A 20,551-nucleotide genomic window follows, 5' to 3' on the forward strand; every position below is an offset into this window, starting at 1 on the left:
CCCAGGGTTGAAACCCTGGGTTATAAAGCTTTGACCCCGCTGGGGTCTGGAATTAGTAAATTGATTTGATATATCAGTAAATAACCAAATGCATCAAATGAACGACGAGAGTAGTATATATCGAAGGCTTATTGCAGCAAATCAAGCTACTTTTCAATCCCGATAAACATCGGGATCTTGACACTTAATGAAGCCAGACGTATTTATGACACAGCCACTTGAAAAGGTTTACAAAAATCCGGGTGGGATTTTGTTCATCCTTATCTATTTAGTCTCTGAAGAAATCTGAAATACCGCCATCATCGGGAAATGATCCGAAAGGGTTTCAGGGGCTCCATGATTAAAAATTTCTACCTGGGAACAGGTTTTGGCAAGTGATGGGCTGGCCAAAATGTAATCGATCCGAACTCGGTTTTGGATAATGCTTTCGGCGGTTTGATCGTATAATCCAATTTCCTCCTTACCCCTTCCTCTGATACCATCTGAAACTCACATACCCAAAACCTACCAATCCCCAGAAAATGGCCATTAAAGTCAGGTTATAAATACTCATGGCAACCATGGCGATGATCGCAATCACTAACGCAATGGCAGGGAAATAAGGAAAAGCGGGAACATGGAAAGGACGCTCTAAGTCCGCATGGTTTTTCCGCAAGGCAAAAAAGGCAATCATCGATACAATGTATAAGGTCAAGGCCCCGAAACAGGCGATGGTGATGATTTCACCGGTTTTACCAGTAAGCAATGCCAAGATCCCGATACCCATATTGACAATAAGGGCGTTCACCGGAGTCTTGGTTTTAGGATGGACTTTCCCTACAATTGGCGTCACATAGCGCTCACGTCCTAGTTCCAGGGTAGATCTTCCTGCAGCCAGAATAATCCCATGAAAGGAGGCCACCAATCCAAACAATCCCACTGTAATCAGTAAATGGTAGAGAATATTGCTTTCACCTACAATCTTGGCCAAGGCCAAGGGAAGGGGAGAGTCGGAGGGCTCCATACTTCCCGGAGGATAGACGATGGCTTCCCATCCTGCCACCCCGATGGAGGAGGTAAAGGTCAGCAAACATAAAATCACTAGGGTCAGCAAAGCGGAACCGAAACCGATCAGGATATTGCGTTGTGGGTTTTTGGCTTCTTCGGCTACATTGGCCACACCTTCGATTGCTAAGAAAAACCATATTGCAAATGGAATGGCTGCAAAAGCGCCTCCCCAACCGTTGGGAAGTGCATTTTGGCTCAAGTTCTCAAACTTGAATTCGGTAAAACTCACGCCCGAAAAGAGTAGAAGTTCGGCTACAGCGATGATGGTAATGATGAGTTCGAAGTAGGCCGCAAACTTCACCCCGGAGATATTGATCAAAGTGAAAATCAAATAGGCAGTGATGGCAATGGTGGTGATGCTGATCTCCGGGAAAAACACATTGAAATAGGCTCCGATGGCTGCGGCGATGGCAGGTGGAGCGAAGATAAACTCGATACTTTGAGCCATTCCGGCCAAGAATCCCCAGTTTTTACCCAGTCCTAATCGGGCATAATCAAAAGCACCTCCGGCTTTGGGAATGGCACAGGCCATCTCCGTGTAGCTAAAGGTAAAAGTCACATACATGATAATGATAAATAGGGTGGCCACAGCCAATCCCAGGGTGCCTCCTTCCGCCAAACCGAGGTTCCAGCCGAAGTACATTCCCGAAATTACATAACCTACGCCTAGCCCCCAAAGCATAAATGGCCCGAGCGTACGTTTTAATTCAGTTTTTTCCTGATTCATTGTTCAATAGATGGTGGTCAAAAGTATCCTTTAAGTGGACACCGGATAGTTTTAGTCTCAGAGCCTCCGAGGTTAAAAAAGCGAGTTTCTCTGCTGCATAAGCATAAGGCAAACCGCCTGCTCTGATATTGGAAATGCAGTTTCGTTTTTCGTCTGTATTTCCTGCTTTTGGGTTGTATGTCAAGTAAATCCCCATGCTATACGGGGAACTCAAACCGGGTCTTTCCCCGATCAGAATAATGGCTAGTTTACTGGAAAATAATTCTCCGATTTCATCACTGATGGCTACCCGTCCTTGTTTTACGATGGAGATGGGGGCCAGTGAGTAGCCTGATAGTTTAGGCAGGAGTTCCTGCAAAAATGGAAGGGCATGCAAGGCAATTGCCTGTGCACTAAGCCCATCAGACAAGATGATGGAAAGATCGGATGTAGCCAATTTTAAATTCCGAATGGCTTGTTTGGAATTTTCATCCAATTTTCTGCCCAAATCAGGCCTTTTGATATAGTTTTCACGGCTTTCGGCTTGGCTTTGCAAAATCAGGCTTTTCAGCTTGAGATCTTGGAGTCCTTCTTCCAGATGAGGGATATCCATTTCGGTCCAAACCGCATCTTTCGCCAAGGCATGGTCTTTTCGGAATTGGAGCAGCTCATGGGTTTTGAGACTTCCGCCCGTTCTTCCTAAGGCAATTCGGGCATCGGTATAGGCTTTGAGTTTTTCCCAAGGGTTGGTTTGTTCACTCATAGCTCTAGCAATTTATTTCCCTGAACGTCCAAGACTTTTCCGGTAGCGTCTATCAGATTCATTTTAAGCAGCCACTCGTCAAATTCCGGGGCCCTTTTGAGCCCCAACACCTGTCGGATGTAAAGTTGATCGTGGAAGGAGGTACTTTGGTAATTGAGCATCACATCGTCGGCACCAGGGATTCCCATGATAAAGTTGCAGCCTGCTACTCCCAGTAAGGTCAGTAGGTTATCCATGTCATCCTGATCTGCATCGATGTGGTTGGTATAACAGATATCGCAACCCATAGGAAGGCCCATCAGTTTACCACAGAAATGATCTTCCAATCCAGCTCGGATCACTTGTTTTCCATCATACAAGTATTCTGGACCTATAAATCCTACTACGGTATTGACCAAAAGGGGCTTGAATTTTCTCGCCACTGCATAGGCCCGAACTTCACAGGTTTGCTGATCGACTCCATGATGAGCATTGGCAGAATGTGCACTTCCCTGGCCTGTTTCGAAGTACATGAAATTATCCCCGATGCTTCCTCGATTCAGTTCTTTGCCCGCTTGATAGGCTTCTTCCAAAGTATCCAAGCTAAAGCCAAAACTGGTATTGGTAGCTTCGGTGCCTCCAATGGACTGAAAAATCAAATCCACAGGCGCTTTTCTTGCGATGAGTTCTAAGGTGGTGGTCACATGCGAAAGAATACAGGATTGGGTGGGAATTTCGTATTGCAGCCGGAGCTTTTCCAGCATTTCTAATAGTCGTAGGGTAGTCTCTGCAGAATCCGAAACGGGATTGATTCCGATCACCGCATCGCCTACTCCATAGAGCAATCCGTCGATGGTGCTGGCCATGATTCCTTTGGCATCGTCCGTGGCATGGTTGGGTTGGAGTCTTGTGGAAAAGTGACCCTTGAGGCCTAAGGTATTTCTGAATTTGCTAATGACTCGGATTTTGGAAGCAGCCAAGATCAGGTCTTGGTTGGCCATGATTTTACTGACTGCAGCGACCATTTCCGGAGTCAAGCCAGGACTAATCTGAGCGATTTTTTTCCCATCGGTTTGGTAATCCAACAGCCAATTTCTAAAATCTCCTATTGTCAGATGGGAGATGGGTTGGAAGGCTTTGTGATCAAAACTATCTTGAACCAATTGTGAAACTGCATCAATTTCGGCCGGGATCACTTCTTCGGATAGGAAAAGTTTGATGGGTAATTCGGCCAATACGAGTTTGGCGGCCATGCGTTCCTTTTCGGAGGAAGCTGCCAGACCTGCCAGTTGATCCCCTGATTTTTCTGGGGAGGCCTTTGCTAAAACGGTTTTGAGATCGGGAAAAGTATATGAAAAATTGCCGATGGTATGCTGGTAAACCATGTAATTAAAATGGGGATTTATTTCAAGTTTTCCAATAATTTTATTTAAGTCCGTCATTGCGAGGAGGAGGAACGACGACGCGGCAATCTCGTAAAAATTGGTTCCATTGTTTTTTAAAACGAGACTGCCACGGCTCTAAAAAAGGAGCCTCGCAGTGACGATATTATTTCAATTTTTCACTCCTCCACTTTATAAAACTGAAAACTTCCTCCCCAGAGCATTCCAACCGGATTTTCGGAAGGCTGGAATTTCACCCGGTCGCCAGTGCTCAAGTCTACAAAATCAGTTTCTGAAGTGGGGGAGAGCAGGTTTTCGTCGCCATTGTTGGGATCGTAAACAAAGATATTTTTTCCTTGGACGCTCACTTCCACTACATAATTTTCAATTCCATTCAAAGGTCTATCCAATTGATAGGATCCGGCAAGATGCTCCAGTTGTTCCTGTGATAAGTCAGCAAGTTCTACCTCGCCTGGATTTCTCAAATTCATATCGTAATAATGAGAAATGCCCCTCATAATTTCTGACATCAATCGTACCCCACCATCGGCGCTTGTCATTACAATAATGGCATCTCCCTGATCTGCATAGCCCATCATGTCATTGCTGAAGCCTGCATTTTTTCCACCATGGGCAAAGACAACTTTCCCGTCGCGTTCCCCTAAAGCAGGGCCTAACCCCCAACGGTTTTTGTGCTCGGTAAGCATTTGATCTATTAGCTCTTTGGAAAGGACTCCATCAGTTTTACCGGATCGAATGGCTTGGATTTCCAGGTAATACTTGGCCAAATCAGAAGGAGTAGTCCAAAGGCCGGCCGCAGCTTGTTCCGGGTAATTATGATACAACCCCTCAATTAGTTTTCCATCACTATCATAAGCAGCGCTGAAATTGACTTGGTGATTTTGAGGGAGGGGTTGGCCGAAAGTACTATGGTTCATTCCTATTGACTCTAATACATTTTCAGCTAAAAACACATCCAAGGGTTGTCCTGAAACATCTTCCACAGCTTTCTCCATGACGGTATAACCACCTCCTGAGTACCTCCAAATGCTTCCTGGAATGGTATCCACAAAGATCGTCGGGGTATTGCCCTTTCCTTCCAAAACGGTGATTATATCAGGGAAAGTGTCAGTTTGGGTATAGCCTGGGAAGCCATGAACGGTCATTCCTGCGGTATGCGTCAACAGTCTTTCAAGTGTTACTTTTTCAGTTTCGGTGAATTTGTTTTCAGGGACTTGCCAACCTTTGAGATAGGTGTTGATATCTTCATTCAAATCCATTTTTCCTTCCTGCACCAATTTGAGTGCACCCAAAGCAGCCAGTGGTTTACTGATGGATCCGGCTTGAAAAATGGTTTCAATAGTCACGGAATCTCCGGTTGCAGTATTGGCGATGCCATATCCTTTGGCCCAATGTAGTTTTCCATCTTTTACTACAGCAATACTCACTCCTGGAACGTGATAGTGTTCCATTCGCTCATAGATATTCATTGTCTGGATGGAATCGCCCTTGACCACAAAGGGAGAAATCAGGCCATTTTCTATGGCAGCAATTTCATTTTGGATGGGATCAGTTTGAGTTTCTTGATTTCCGCAAGAAAATAAGAGGAAGCAAAAAAGAGTAATCAGGTAGGATAGACTTTTCATTCTAGTTGGTTTAAAGGATTTAAAAGTTACCTAGATTGAATGAAAGTTCAAATTCCTAAAAGCTGGTCATAAAGGGTAAATTTAAAAGCAATTGAGAGCAATTCTATCTATTGTTGAGTCTCACATTGGGTTCAGCCTTAAGAACGGCAACCGTAGAAGGACCAATTCCATCTGCAGCTTCTAGTTCAGCGTAGGAAGTAAATCGCTTTTCATTTCTTTTATTGATAATAGCTTGAGCCCTTACTTCACCTAATCCATTGACTCTCTGAAGTACTTCAATTGGTGAATCGTTCAGATAGACCATAAAATTTAATCTACCAGTTCCAAAACCTGGAATGGAAGCTTTGTTATGTGTGATCGAAGGAGGAATATCCCAACTGGTAGGTTGTGAGGATGAGGGCACCCAATTGTTATTGGTATATTCTAGCTCTTGAAGACTGAAGCTTAGGCTATCGGCTACATAGCTATCTGGATCGGTTTTGACTCCATTATTTAAGTTTTGTGGATAATTCACTTCTACTTCATATCGAACGACCTTTCCTTCATCGATAATATGCTGTTTAGCAAAGCGCTCAAATTTAGAATTCATTTCGGAATTGGTCTGCTTGGCTATTGGAGTTAGATTCCAAGAGACATTACCAGGTCCATGCAGTTTATGATTTAACAGATGTCCTTCTACGATATAATTTGGGTAATTCATTTTCAGTAATCTACCCAATCCAGTCGTATAGGTTGGTTGACTTCCTGCAAGGCCACCGGGATCAAGACTTAGTGGATTTACTACTACGTGTTGACCCATTTCCATCCCTGCACCTGAAACCTTATCTCGAGTTTCAACCCTTGTTTGTGGTATTGGAGGGCCACCAATCGCATTTAGTATAGCTACTATTTTTTCAAATTCCCTCATGATTATCTGCCCTTTTTCTACCCCTTGACCTTCTCGATTTCTGTCAATTTCATTTGCTGAAGTTTGTAGTTCGGCTACTTTATCATCAGGGATTGTTTTGTTATTCCAACTTTTAGTTGAAATAATTCTTCCTAAAGTCATAGGATCGGCACTTGCTATTATTATTTGAGCTTGGGGCGTTGAGTTTTCAAAATAAGCTTCATGTTGTTCACCATTAGGTAAAGTAAATCTTTTTCTAAACCCTAACCATCCAAGGACGGCATCGGCAGCATTTCTACCAGCCTGCAAAATCGCACCTCCCACACTCAAGGCTCTATCAATCAGCCAGTCAATCGCTGCATTTACCCGATCTCTTAATCCTCCAATCATTTCTGCGATCCTTGTTCCCAGGCCTCTCAATCCTACCTGGTTGGCAAGGAAGCCAATGGCTACAGGTATGGCATGTGCTAATGCAGCTTCCAAGAAATTGGCGGCATCTCCAATTGCTCCCCTGGCAATATTTGCCACTCCCGCCACAAATGAATTGACGATTTCCAGCATCTCACGCAGTTTTTCAATAAAGGATTGAACAGCTCTGTAAAAGGCAATAAAGCTGTTGACGACCGCCATAATTCCTGTCGGATCAAGCATGGATAGCAACCGTGTGGTGACTTGGGTGATAATTCGGGTCACCACCCAATTTTGTACCTGTTCCAATACCATATTCCACAAATTGCTCAGCTGCTCCTGAACATACTCCCAAATGGCAATGGGTCCACGTTCCCATACATCTTTGATGAAAGTCCAGATCCCGGTAAGTGTATCAATGGCTCCTCGGATTTGAGCTACCCGCTCGGCTCCGATTTTCATCTCAAGTCTTTCCCATACATTATCCACGGTTAACCCAAGCACATCGAGGACAAATCCTAAAATGCTTTGGAAGCTTAGATCTGCAGGTGGATTGATCCCGGCCGAAGCCAGTTCCCCAAATAACCAGTCCCTTAATCCGCCCAAAAGATGGGTTAGTATATTGTCAAAGAACTGTACAAAACCTAGCTTCACAGCCCCCAGTAAATTTTTTAGGAATCCAATTGGATCGCGTTTGATGTCTTCAAAGGCACTTTGAGCATTCGCAATGATCTGCTGGATGGTTTCAATTGGGAAATTCATCACGACCAGCAATACTTCCACAATAATTTTGACGATGGTGACGATGAAGGCAAAAAGTCGCCGAATAGGATCAGCAAGAGTCTGAACTATTCGAACAAAGGCATCTATCGGATGGAATACATCTTCTATGGTAAAGCTGTTCCATAGTCCCAAAAACAAACCTGTTATATATGCCAATGAGAAGTTTAAGGTTTCTATTGCCGCATTGATTCTAGAGGCGGTCTGTTCGATGGCTCCGGTTTCCTGCATTTGCTGAAACTGTTCTTCCCCACCCGGCATCAGTCCCATAAAGCCCCTGATGATATTGACGGTAGTGCGAGGCACCACCTCTTCTGTGAAGGGATCTTTTCCTAAAATTACCGTCATCAAATGGAAGCCTTGTTGCTCTCTGGCGTAGGCAGAAAGCTGGGACATCAAAGCATTTTTAATAATTTCAAGGACCTTGATCGCTACGTTGGCTGCGAAGGTAAATACCCGTTGTGTAAAAGGGGTGAAAATAGCCACAGTACGCTGGAAAGCACCAAATGGATCACTTAAATCATCCAATGAAAAGGCATTCCAAGCGGTTTCAAAGAGGGCTCTGACTTCTGCAAAACTGAAGTTTAAGGCAGCCAATTCTGCATCAATCCAATCAGCGGTTTCCTGAATGGTTCCTTCGGCTTGCATTCGTTCCAATTCCTGTTCTTTACCGATCAGGCGCAGGAAATCTTCAATTTTTTCAGCAGTAGTGGAGATGACTTCTTCCCCTGTCAATGGGTCGTGTCCAAGTAGTTTTGTTAACAAGGGATATCCTGGGAAAGCATCTGCCAAAGCTTTGAGGCCTGTCATTAAAGCCTCTTTGATCATGATGAAAATCTGATCTTTTACCCGACCTGCAAAAGTGACAATATCCCGATAGAGCTGTCCAAAAGTTTCATCCAGGATTTGGATATTCCCATCCCAACCCTCGGTAATCCCCATTCGGTCCCAAGCTTCTTCCAAGGTATCACTCAATCTACTGGAAGTGAGATTTAATGATCTCATTTCTGTTTCTACCCAGGTAAATGCATCTTGGATGATTCCTAATTCGGTCAGTTTATTGAAAAGTAGCATCCCGAATACTGGAATAAGCCCCAGTAATCCGCCAAGTAAATTGACACCGTTTCTTTCTACATTCCTGCCTGCCAAAGGATCATATCCTATGATCACTGTCAAAAGGGAATAGCCTGGAATGTAGCTTGCAAACTCCGCGAGTCCCTCTCTTACTGCCCAAGGTAATCGCTGCACCTGAGGTGCTGTGCTGCTGATTTGGGGCAAAGGACTTCGTTGAACAGGAGCGGAACCTTGCTGTACTGTATGAGTCAGTTCATGGGCTAACAGATGCTTCCCTTGGGAGGATTCTGGTTGGTATTTTCCTTCATTGAAATAAATATCCTTTCCGTGAGTGAAAGCTTGGGCTCCCAAAGAATTGCTCATTTGAACCGCCCGAGCATCTTTGTGAATTCTAACTCCTGAAAAATCCGCTCCAATTTTGGCTCCCATTTCACTTTGCAAAGGGGCTGGAAGTGCTTGACCTCCTCCGGAGCTGTTTACTAGATGGCTTGAAATTGAAGGGGAAGCCTGGATTGAACCATCTGGGGATAATTGGATACTTTCTTCCTCCTCTTCCTGCCTTTGAATACCAAATCCGATTTCAGGCTGAAGTTGAATAGTTTCCTCTTCTTCCTCCATGGCGCTCAATTGAAGGAAAGGGGAGGATGATGCGAATGGCATCATTTGAAGGGTCTCTTCTTCTTCCTCTGCTTGCATTTGGAATGCATCGGAAGAGCTCGGACTCATGGCAAATGCTGGTGAAGAGGGAGAGGGGCTCATCATAACATAATCTGCCACTGCATCAGCTTCTTTTTCGAAATGATCCCCAGGTTTTCCAACTTTTAGACTTGGCTGAACCATAAAGCTTCCAGCACCACTTCGATAGGGTGAAGGCATGGTCTTATGTTCAACTAAAGCCCCCATATTAGTTCTTTTCGACTTTTGTTTTCATTGGCGAAGCTGCAGCAAGTGGGGTCATAGGCTCTTGTTCTTCCTCTACCGGTGTCATTTTGACTTGAGGTTTTTCTTTTTCATTGACCACCACGACTACTTCTTCCTTTTCTATTTCCTGATCAGGCTTTTTTCTGACTTTCTTTCTCATATCGTCCTGCCCATTTTATGATATTCTCTTCGTATCCCTTCTCGTATATCTCCAAGTTTAATTTCATTGGTATTCTTATCCAGTGCCATCAGTAGGCTGTGCTGGATCACCTGAATGATGGAACCACCCGAGAGTTCGTAACTTTTTGCGATTTCCTGAAGGTTAATTCGTTCTTCCAATTGGACCACTGCAGGAAAACCTTTGGTCCATAGTTTTTTACGCTCGTCCACTTGAGGCATTGGAAAGAATACAGAAGCTTGGAAGCGTCGCATAAATGCCTCATCCAGATTGTTTTTTAGGTTAGTAGCCAAAATCACCAAGCCATCGTATTCCTCTATTCGCTGTAGCAGATAAGAGACTTCTTGGTTGGCATATCGGTCATGGGAATCAGAAACCGAAGTTCTTTTTCCGAACAAAGCATCGGCCTCATCAAAAAATAAGATCCAACCTTTGCGCTCTGCCCGATCGAAAATCTTAGCCAGATTTTTTTCGGTTTCTCCAATGTATTTGGAAATCAATCTTGAAAGGTCAATTCTATAAACATCTAAGCCTAATTTTTGTCCCAAAAGGGTGGTAGTGAGAGTTTTTCCTGTTCCAGGAGGGCCATAGAACAGGGCCTTAAATCCTGGTTTAAGTTTTCTCTTCATGCCCCAATCACTCAATAATTTATCTTTATGCTTCAGCCAGATTTCTATTTCTTTGAGTTCAAGTTCAGTATGTGGATTGAGAACTAAATCCTCCCAAGTCATATTGGTTTCTAACAATTGAGCAGGAAACTCGGCACTAAAATCAGGTTTTCGTGCCGATCCACTCGTGATTTCCTGTAAGGTATCCCTATTGATGATCAAGGTCCCATTGAGGTAAGGTTCATCAGAATCTGTTTCACTCAGATTCAACAATCCCTCTTTGAAGAGTTTGGAACTTTTATCGAATAATTGGAGGTATTTGAATCGCTTTTCTAAATCTCCACCGGCTAGTATGAAAAGGACCGTCTCCCCCGTAGGTAAGAATCCATTATGATTTTTTCCTTTCCTTCCTCCAAACTCTGTGTAGATCTGTTGTGTCAGTTGGTTCCTTCCCATAAACATGTCCAGCATTTGAGGCTTGATATGGGGAACTGCTGCCAAAATTAGAAGGAATCGTTCGGCAGCACTCAAATCCATTTGATGGACCAATTTCGCATAGGAACTTGTGGCATTCTCCAATGTGGGTGCTGGGATTTCCAATACTTCCCTAACACTATTCCCTGCATTGGCATTCATCGCGGAGCGGGCTTTCAAAATGCTCTGAAGCCAATCAAGTTCAGCCTGAATTGTGCTGGCGTTATGTGCAGTCAAGTTTACCATTCTACAGAAATTAGTTCCTCCATCCAAGGAAGTTTGATAAGTCCTATGCTCCAAGGAAGCCTGTCCAAGAGAATGTCAAAAGCTTGTCGTTGAATTTGAAGTTGATAGCCACGTTGGACCTTTCGGAGCAAACCTTCTCTTTTTAAAAATCCTTCCGAAATCATCTTTCCCGAACTACTTTTCAAAGCAGTCCATTGGCTTGCCATGCTTTCTAATAACAGAGGGATTTCATCTAAAATCTTTTGCTCCAAAGGGAGTACAAATTCCAAAGAATCCGAGGGATGCACTCCACATAATAATTTATTCAGGAGCAATTCGGATTCGTCCTCAATTTGGCTGTTCGAAACCATATGCTGAAGGGTAAATACAGCCCTACTTTGATCTGTTTTGGAAACGAATTTTTTTGCTTCAACAAGTCCAATAGTTGCAAAAAAGCTGGGAAGAAATGCAGCTGTAAGAACAAGCCCTGCATTGTGAATAACAATAGATTCATCTGACTCTGGACTGGTTTTATTCCACCGCCTTTTTTCTTCATTTTTTAGCAAAACCACTTCCTTTTGCCATGTGGATAAGTGATTTTTTGATTTTGGCTGGAGGGATATATTTTCTATTATTTTTTGCCAATAGGAATTACCACTGATCTTTTTTAAACTGATTTGACGGGTAAGTTTTGGATGGAATAAATACTTATCCACATCAGGTAGCTTATCCTTCAAATCATCGAAATGAAGCAAAATAGAAGTAATAACTTGGATGAATTCTGAATCTGATTTTATATTTTTCTCATCAGTCTTCGCTAAACTCACGAATGATTTGTTTAGGAATGTGGATAACTTATTTTGATGGTTTAATTGAGAAAATAAGAAGAGACTTTTTAAATAAAGATGAACTTTAGGAGGCCTTAAATAGGATTTGTGGATAAGTGCTTTCACTAGCGTTCCAAGCGGTCCTAAAAAAGATAAATTGGAGGTCCAATTTGAACCCTTTGAAATTAAAACTTCTAATTGCTTTTCTTGGATGATTTGGACCAATCTTTTCGAGATGGTTAAAGAGATGGGGAGGTTTTTCAACCAAGTGGTCAACAACTCGGGTTGTTCATTGATGACCTTTTCCAAAATGGTATCAAACTCCTTTTTTCTTTCTTGAGAAACCCACCAGGGAAGACGTCCAGATTCTAAATAAATAAAGAGAATTTCAGCATCAGATTTCAGCTGAATTTGTTCTCCCGAAGCAGAAGTTTTAGAAGTCCTTTGCAAGGATGGATTTGGGATGAGGACTTGTTCTAGAAATGCTTTTTTTAATTCCGTTTCAAAGGCTTCCTGCAGCCGTTGTTTGAGTAAATCTTCTGGTATATCTGCCGGTAGTTTCCCTATATCCAATTCCAATTTATCTATTCGAATCGGATGTTTCACATTCTTGTATTCTTGCATTACTTGATCCATAATAGGTAGCATAGCTTCATAAAATCGCTGCTGAAGAATTTTTTGTCCTTCCATCGCTGCAGCTTTATTTTTAAAGCTGGCTTCGATCACCTGAGTATGGATTAAATGGGTGCTCATTTTTTGCCGAGTAATTTTTCTATCAACCGTGCCTTGGTATCTGATGGCCTTACCTCAATGGATTTTTCCTCTGACAATTTCAAAAGCGTTTCTTTTTTGAAGATCTCCAAATCTTTTTTGGTGATAGTAGAATCTGTCGTATGGGCGTTGAAAGTTTCTACCAACACAGTCTTATCCGCACCCGGCAAGTAAGAAACCCGATTGGTGTCTAAGTATTTTTTGAGTTCTGCTTCGGGAAGGCTTTCTGCTCTAACAATGATCATATCTTCGGTTCTACTTCCACAATTGCTGTTTTGATAGGATAAAATAGCCGAGACAAATTGTTCAGGTTTCATCAGGGAGGTATCGACCCCTACACTTTCCAGAATCATTTTTTGTCTTTCAAAATTGGAGACTGTTGTATCCGCCAATTCGCTAGAAGTGAAACCTTTTGATTCCCTTAGATTCGTCAATAACCCTACAATCACAGAAGTTAAGTCTCCGGAAGGGTTTTGAACGCCTCTGGTTTTAGCCACTTCTCGGATGAAATTCTCCTCCCAAGTAGAAATTATGGCGATCGAGTAGCACTCCCTTGCCTGCTGAGCACTTGGGGATAGGGTTACATTGACCAGTTTTTGATTACAAACGTCTACTTCTTGAGTGACGAAACCTTCAAATTCGAAAATGACTGTCTGCCCTGGAAATGGGAATTGTAGGCTATAATTTCCAGAGCCATCGGTAAATGTATCTGAATCTACTCCTTCTATGTAGACATGTACTTCGGGAAGTTCTTTTCCATCAATTGAAGTTACTTTGCCTTCAATCGCCATAGAGTCGCATTCGGGAATGATGACCCCACCACAATTTTGAGCCTGATGATTCAGAATCGCTTCTTCCATTTGTTGATAACTCATTCCGTCGGTAGCAATCCCCAAACAACTCAATAGTGCAAGTCTTTCTGCATCTTCTTCCAGAATACCACTGTTAAGATCCTCATCTGTAAAGCCTTTGGTCTTTTGGAGACTGGATAGCAGAAGTTCTAATGCACGTTGGTCATCTTCATTGGAAGCGTCAATTTTTCGTTCTTCTAATGCTTGTCTAACACGTTCCATACCCCAACAAGCAAGTATGTCAACGGAGTAACAACCTTCAATTCCTTTCACTAAAATGGACACTTTCCCTTGGTCACTCAATTTACTTTCTGTATCACGAAGGATGTATTGAAAACTATCAATCCCTGTAAATCCTTTTGCAGAAATGTATTCAATGGTATTGCTATTGGGAAGCTTTTTGATTTGTCCATTTTGAACTGAGTTATTCCCTAATAAAATCACTTCGTAGGTCCTTCCAGAAGTCAAAAAATCATTGATGGTAATTTCAAGTCGAGTGCTCTTTTCGGTAAAGGCAATAGCATAATCCGGTCTTGCGAAAGGAGGGAGGACGATGGCATCCTCTGTGCAGGCTTCCAGACATGGAGTGCATTCACAACAATAATAAGGGAGGCTAAAGTCCCCTATGATGCGCTCTTGTTTGGGGTCGTGAAGGAGAAAGAAGGTTCCTGCCTTCAGGACACCCGCTTCATGGGTAAGGCCTGGGTGTTTTTTGAGGTAATTGCTGAATTGATTGGATCGAAGAATTAGTAGTAACCTGGATTGGTAGCTGGTATAAACTCGTTGAAGTTTGGAGAAAAATAACAAATCCAGAATTTGATATAAGAAAGGGGAAATCCTCATGAGTAATCCATTAAAGAAATCCACTTCGTTTTCTTTATTTGGATCCACTTTTATTTCTTCCAGCAGTTTTTGATCAATCAGTACAAAATCAATTAAAAGTTGAAGAAGCTTTTTATAAGCATTTTGGAAGTTTTCCCATTGTAAATCTTTCAGGCATTCCGGCAAAGCAGCAGCCATAGACAACAGCATTTCCAATGTTTCTGAGGCTTTTTGATATAATTCTTCCTCAGTAAAGTCTTCCTCTTCGTTTTTCTCGGCATATTCAGTGGCATACTCAAAGATGTCTTTCAACCCTTTTATGAATCCTACCACAATTCTCCTTTGGAAGGAATATTCTTCCTGAAGGTCTTTCCATCCACAGTTTTCTACTATTTCAGTTTCTTCAATTTCACCTAGGTGTAACACATCCACATGGATGGGTAAATTAAATTGAATGATTAACTTCTTTAGTTGACTGACTGTTTCTCCTAAGGATTTGCTCAGATGTCCTTCTATTCTTAAAAAAGGATAACTTTCTAAGTCATAGAAAAGGGGAGTTTCCAAAGGGTTACTGGCTTCAGTAGCTTCCACATCGGGTTGGTTATCGTAGCTTTGAACCCCCATTCGTTTGGTTGAAATTAGCTGAGGAATTCCAGGGTCTACCCAATTTTCCTCTAAGGAATACCAGGTAGAAAGATTGCTTTTTGATTTTATATCGTAGTAATAAGGAATCGCCCGATCTCCCAACAACCCGATTTTTTCTACTGATGGAGTGATTTTTACAGGGAATTTTTCAAATTCTTCCCGATTAAAAATTCCTAACTCCAACTGTTCAAACAATAATACCAACCGGCGGTGTCGTTGGACACAAGTTTCAGCAAGAAGTTTTTGCTGATTGAAAATTGGAGGCTGAATAAAACCATGCCGATATTTCAAAAACTGATTTTGTGTCTCCAAATCAACCCTGGCCCTTCCCAGCATCAAATGCAATGGGAAAAGTGAACTGTCTGAGGGACAGGTGTACCAAAGCTCTTGTGCCACTGATTTGAATTCCAGGTATGCTTTGATCAATTCCTTGGCAAAATCCCATAGGTATTGAATCCCGTGGATTTCATTGGGATCCGCCGTTAATATGGAATTAATTCCATCCCATTGATCTGATAAGGTGGAGGATTCAAAAGGGTTTTCGAAGCCATAACTTTTGCCCAAAATGGGCTCAAATGTTTTAAATGTTAAGGATAATGCTTCCTTCAATTCTTCATTTAAAATTTTGGAAATGTGTTCCTGATAGAATTTTACAAATGATCCATATTCGTTTGATTCTGGGTTACCTGGATAAAAAAGTGGTTTTTGAACATAGAAATCCGGCAGTTCCAACCCGTTTGGAAAAGGTGTAGTGACATTGGAAGATTTGGTCAGGATTTTATCTAAATCTGCTTGAGAAACAAGTAATCTCCGGATGGAAAATAGTCGGTCTTTCCCTCTGTCATCGCAGGCATTTCCTAAGCAAGATTTGAGATCCTTATCAAAAATTTCAAGGAAAATCAGCACATACTTATTGTTTAAAAAATTGGCTGGATTGGTCAATTTTTTTACTCCTGTATTATCCTCTGGTATTTCTGTGAGTAGTTCAAAAAGAGATACCTCATGATCGACATCCTTGAAAGGTTTGTATTCAACTCCTTCTGGCAATTGGTAAGGTCTATAATGAGTTGCTTTAAACGTGCCCGCTTGGATTAAAAAGCCTTCCGAAGTTATTCCAAGTCCTTTGGATATTTGTAATCCCTGCGGAAATGGTTGGATTTGCATTCCGCATACATTCCCGATTCCAATTAGTTTTGATCGGGTCAGCCTCCCCTGCTGATCCAAGTATGAGGTAAGTTGATTTAACTGCGAACTGGTCAGTACCTGGCTGCCTTCAAAAATCGGATAAGTTGAAATAATCTGGCTCATAATCGTTTAGTTAAAATTCTCCCAATGAAGAGGAGTTGAGAATAATGGAGTTTTCCAAATTGTCCCCTTCATCACAGTCGTGAAGTGTGCCGACAGGGTAGACATTTCGGATTTTTGCAAGGGCTTCAATAAGCCTTTCTAATGAATCGGAGAGCTCTTTGGGCTCTTGATTTACCTTCAGAGATTCCAAAAGCCATAATTTCCAGGCGATCTCCAGGTCTTTCATATGTTTGGGACTGATCCAACAAAGGGTAAGGAAGACATGAGAAGGAGCTTCTTTTTTGATCTTCTTTTCCAGAAATCTTCGGTAATCAGTACTAGTAAATCTCCCTGCCCAATAGGGTAATATGACATGTGCCATACAAGTGTATGGATCATCTAGCGTGCATACACATGCTTCCTCGGCATGTGGATCTAGTAGTTTATCTTCCAAAACTTCTGTAGAGTACCCACCCATTCCATCAGGCACTTGGTACTTTCCTTTGATCTTGGGACGAAGAAGTATGTGTTCTATCAAATGTGTCCCCTCATGACTGAAAAATTCCTGAACAAAAAATTCCTGGACTTTTTGGATTGCCAATTGATCTGCGCCTCCGGCAATTTGAAAGGAATCTACCTGAGTCGCTATTACTTCAAACGACCTTTTAATAATGACCTGACCTCCTGGTTGTTCCTCAGTATTTTCTGGGTCTTCAATCAAATCAGGTCTGGGCTCCTCTTTGGTAACCAAAATAGTTTGACCATCTTCTTCCCGTACTTTGAGAAGTACATATTCAATTTCATATTTCTTGAGACCGATTATTAGATGAATATCAATCTTATTCAGATCTTTAAAATTGGTTTGATGGAGCCCATTTATTTTCAATTCATGTTTTTCGATATCCAATCCAATGATTTCAAAAGCCCTTTCAAACTTGATGTTATCCCCTTTGGGAGGAAGTGGAGAAGATTTGATCTGGATGAAAGGACCTTGGGCAATTGCCTCAGAAATTGTTAATACAATCGGTTCAAATCCTTCTTGTTCTAACCAAAGGTCGCCCCAATCTCCGTTTTGAATTGCCTGAGCGAATGGATCGTTGAAATTGGATTCAAAGCTTTTGGTCAATAGGCCTCCGCGAATTGGATCAGTTAAGGAAAATTTATAGGGGTCAGTGTAAGGAGCGGGGTCAGTAAGGTATGCGAACTCCATGACTCCTGCAGTACAAATCTGCCAAATGAGTTCTTCCAGCCGTGCCTCTGCCAATGTTTGAAGTTCTGCCTCTGAGGTAGCATCTGGGACTTCAACCTCCAAACTTCCTGTCAATAATGGGTTGCCAGTTCCAAATGGGGAATCTTTTAGGGTGTATTCCAATAGGTAAGTTGGAGGGGCAGGAGCTAGACTTACGGTAATGCTTGTTTCCCAAAATGCATCTAAAGCCAGACTTAAATTTTTCCTGTTGGCTAGGGAGTTATAAAGGAATTCATTTCTGAAAAGTTGCCAAACTTCAATCAGAGCTAAATCCGTATCTCCTCCTTCCATATCATCTCCAAAGTCTATTTTGAAGCTAGTTCCCAAGTCTTCATCTTTCCAGCTTAAGACAAAATAAAATCCAGAATCCCCGGAAAGTATGGAATAGTTCTCCAGATTGGATCCTATCATCAAAATGGTTTCAAGGGCAATTGAAGCTTCTTCATGACTGACATAAGTATCATCTAATTGAAAGACAATTTGATCAGAGGAATTTTTCAATCTCACTTCCCAACTTCCAGAATTCTCAAAAATTTCAAAGGAAGGAGAAAAGCGAAGCCAATCCACACCTTTTTTGTGGATACCAGTAAGACCTTGGATTCTTTCTTCTAATCCTGAAAGATTTTCCTGGTGCCAGAATTGATTTCCTATGGCGTAATCAAAGCCTTTCCCTCTTTGAGAAGAGATTTTTGGGTATTTATTCAGAAAAGTCAGCTTATCCTCTATTAACCTTATTTGGCCTTGCGTTGGATTGAGTCGCAATGCCAGTAATCCGTAATCAGTAAACTGTTCAGCGAAGCGAGCAAGCAAATGATCCAAAAACCGATTTTTTCGGATATAAAAATCTTCTGGGCTCTCTGTGATTTCTTTGACTTTCGTTCTTAAGCCTACCAGGTCCTTCCAAAGTGAATCTCCATTGGGAACGAGATTTTCCAAACTTTTGGAGAAATAAGTGGCATCAATAGCTGAGTTCCCAAATTCATCTTTGCTTTGATCCAATGAAAACAGGTGCCTGACATTGGCCAGTTGACTGAGGTAATTGACAAGCAACTGTTCAAATACCATTAAATAGGATTTCAATTGACTTGCCTGTACCAAATTAGGCCTTCCTTGGGAGGTTGGCAGAAGCCCGGCTTCAGTAATTCCATAAACTAAAGGGAAGTCATTTTGAATGGATTCATAATCTTCCAGGTTTCTGTAATTTCCTCGGGGCAGATTAAAATCTAATTTGGGGTAATAGATTTTTTGTTGCCGCTCTTCAGATTGGAATTGATCCAAGAGATCTTCTACGTTTTCCCGATTTGCTCTAAAAGGCAGCTCCTCTTTGTAATAGGTGATTTTAGAGAGTTCAATATTTAGTCTTGGTACATAATATTGATCCACAGCCAATTCCAAACACCATCTTACGCTCTTTGAAGAGATGGATCCTGACTGATTGTCCTGGGGTTTGTTGGCGATTTGTATGCTTTTTACCGCTAATACTCCTTCAATATCCATGATAATATGGATGAGATCGGAAACATGGATGCTGGACATTCTTTCCGCTTTCTTCAAGTCTTCCTTGTCGATAAAACCATGCTTTAGGAGTGGTCCTTCAAATATTTTTTCTGTTGGAGTACATTGTGATTCCTCCCAATCCCCTAAAAAGACCTGATCATCATCCATAAGGACAGGGGAGGGGAAGTTTGGACTCAAACTGATCTCACATAGATTGCCATTTTTGGGATCTAACCTAGATTGGAGCACCTCATATAATCCCACATTCCCTCCAGAGCCTATGATACTTAGTTTAGATTTAGGCTTTGGTAATTCTTCTTCCCCCAGTTCAAGCCAAAGTTTTGCAGGATTCTGCTGAATTTTTGAAATAGGAAGTGCCTCGTCCTTGCAACGGTTGAGCATTTCCTCCAAGCTGAAAAAATTAACCTGTGGGGAAAGGAATGCAGAGATGGCCTGAAAGATTTTAGCTTCAGTCTCATCGATGGGAGCATTGGGAGAAAGCTCTACATCCGCACAGACCAATATTTCTTCTACCCGCAGGGCATGAAACTCCACAAAATCTTCACAGAGGTTTCGATGAGCTTGCAAACTGGATTTGGATGCTTCCAGAATCTCATTGATTTTCGTGACTTTTTTCAAATAAAAAGAAAGGTTCCCCTCTTCATTTTCATACGTGAACTCGTTGACCTGATTGCTAAGGGTACCCATTCCAGTTAAAGCTTCCAGACCTTCAGGAACTAGTTTATTACCTTCTATATGTATTAGTTTGGTAGGACCGATTTTATATTCCAATTGAATATTGTCCGGGACATTTTGAAATTGGATTTCAATGGAATGAATTTTTTTCCTGATGGATAATGGATCGTTCCAATCTACCTCTTGGGTATCCCAGCGTGGAAATTCAATCTGTATATCGATGACCACCCCCGAAAAATCTGGGTGTTCATCGACTAGGATCTCCATACTGATCTTATTTTCATTGAGATCACCTAGTTTTTCACAGGTATCAAATTCCAAAAGAACGTCGTAAAGGATTCCGAGCTGCAGGGCCTTTTCGCTACTTGGAAATGGTTGATAGGCTAGTGATTTTTCTTTTCGGTCCGGGAAGATTTCAATTTCATTAGTTTCCCTTAAAATGATCCAGGCATTTTTTATCCCAGCTCTCGGGCAGTCTGAATCCTCTACATCCACCACTTCGACATCCATTAGCAATTTCCGGTAATCATTGATGGTCACTGGAGTGCTTGGTAATATTTGGGAGGGAGTAAAAAACTGGTTTTTCAAACTTCCATTTTCTTCAGCTAATAAGTCTTCGATGGGGAAATTGCTACGGTAGCCTAAATCAGTAATGGCAAAGCACAAGACCTCTAATATGGTAACCCCAGGATCATGGCTATTGAAATCAGTCCATATTTTTCCACCTATTCTTTGGATATAACCTATTGCTTCTGTTCGCAATAGTTCATAATCCATGCTATTGCTGGTGGGTTTTGCTTTCGATATGGTGATAGATTTTTCCATTAAT

At 41.9% G+C, this 20,551-nt stretch carries 10 protein-coding genes; all 10 read right to left on the bottom strand.

Annotated elements, in window-relative coordinates; all coding sequences use genetic code 11:
- Nucleotides 1–460: 460 nt before the first annotated feature.
- A complete protein-coding gene (eat, locus tag BUR11_RS16335; RefSeq protein ID WP_074226036.1) occupies nucleotides 461–1,774 on the bottom strand; it encodes an ethanolamine permease in 1,314 nt (437 codons plus the stop codon).
- Entirely contained in the window at nucleotides 1,755–2,516 is a 762-nt protein-coding gene (gene eutC, locus BUR11_RS16340; protein ID WP_074226037.1) for an ethanolamine ammonia-lyase subunit EutC, read from the bottom strand. Before eutC ends, eat begins: the two co-directional genes overlap by 20 nt.
- The gene (locus BUR11_RS16345) at nucleotides 2,513–3,880 is read right to left on the bottom strand and encodes an ethanolamine ammonia-lyase subunit EutB (protein WP_074226174.1); all 1,368 of its coding nucleotides are present in this window, start codon (nucleotides 3,878–3,880) and stop codon (nucleotides 2,513–2,515) included. Before BUR11_RS16345 ends, eutC begins: the two co-directional genes overlap by 4 nt.
- Before the next feature lie 176 nt (nucleotides 3,881–4,056).
- On the bottom strand, nucleotides 4,057–5,523 hold the full coding sequence (locus BUR11_RS16350) for a serine hydrolase domain-containing protein (protein WP_074226038.1): 1,467 nt from the start codon (nucleotides 5,521–5,523) through the stop codon (nucleotides 4,057–4,059).
- A 103-nt stretch (nucleotides 5,524–5,626) separates the two neighbouring features.
- Nucleotides 5,627–9,574 carry an eCIS core domain-containing protein gene (locus BUR11_RS16355; protein ID WP_074226039.1) on the bottom strand — a complete coding sequence of 1,316 codons (3,948 nt, stop codon included), beginning with the start codon at nucleotides 9,572–9,574 and terminating at the stop codon, nucleotides 5,627–5,629.
- 1 nt (nucleotide 9,575) lies between these two features.
- Nucleotides 9,576–9,752, bottom strand: coding sequence for a hypothetical protein (locus tag BUR11_RS21180; RefSeq protein ID WP_159439235.1), 177 nt, complete (start codon nucleotides 9,750–9,752; stop codon nucleotides 9,576–9,578).
- Nucleotides 9,749–11,098, bottom strand: coding sequence for an ATP-binding protein (locus tag BUR11_RS16360; protein ID WP_074226040.1), 1,350 nt, complete (start codon nucleotides 11,096–11,098; stop codon nucleotides 9,749–9,751). The genes BUR11_RS21180 and BUR11_RS16360 overlap by 4 nt, the downstream gene beginning before the upstream one ends.
- A complete protein-coding gene (locus BUR11_RS16365; protein WP_074226041.1) occupies nucleotides 11,092–12,657 on the bottom strand; it encodes a contractile injection system tape measure protein in 1,566 nt (521 codons plus the stop codon). Before BUR11_RS16365 ends, BUR11_RS16360 begins: the two co-directional genes overlap by 7 nt.
- Nucleotides 12,654–16,301: a carboxypeptidase-like regulatory domain-containing protein gene (locus tag BUR11_RS16370; RefSeq protein ID WP_074226042.1), complete on the bottom strand. Its 3,648-nt coding sequence runs from the start codon at nucleotides 16,299–16,301 to the stop codon at nucleotides 12,654–12,656. The genes BUR11_RS16365 and BUR11_RS16370 overlap by 4 nt, the downstream gene beginning before the upstream one ends.
- A 10-nt stretch (nucleotides 16,302–16,311) precedes the next feature.
- Nucleotides 16,312–20,547 (bottom strand): hypothetical protein, encoded by a 4,236-nt coding sequence (locus BUR11_RS16375; protein ID WP_074226043.1) that lies wholly within the window; start codon nucleotides 20,545–20,547, stop codon nucleotides 16,312–16,314.
- Nucleotides 20,548–20,551: the final 4 nt, after the last annotated feature.

The sequence above is a fragment of the Algoriphagus halophilus genome (assembly GCF_900129785.1).
Taxonomy (GTDB): Bacteria; Bacteroidota; Bacteroidia; order Cytophagales; family Cyclobacteriaceae; genus Algoriphagus; species Algoriphagus halophilus.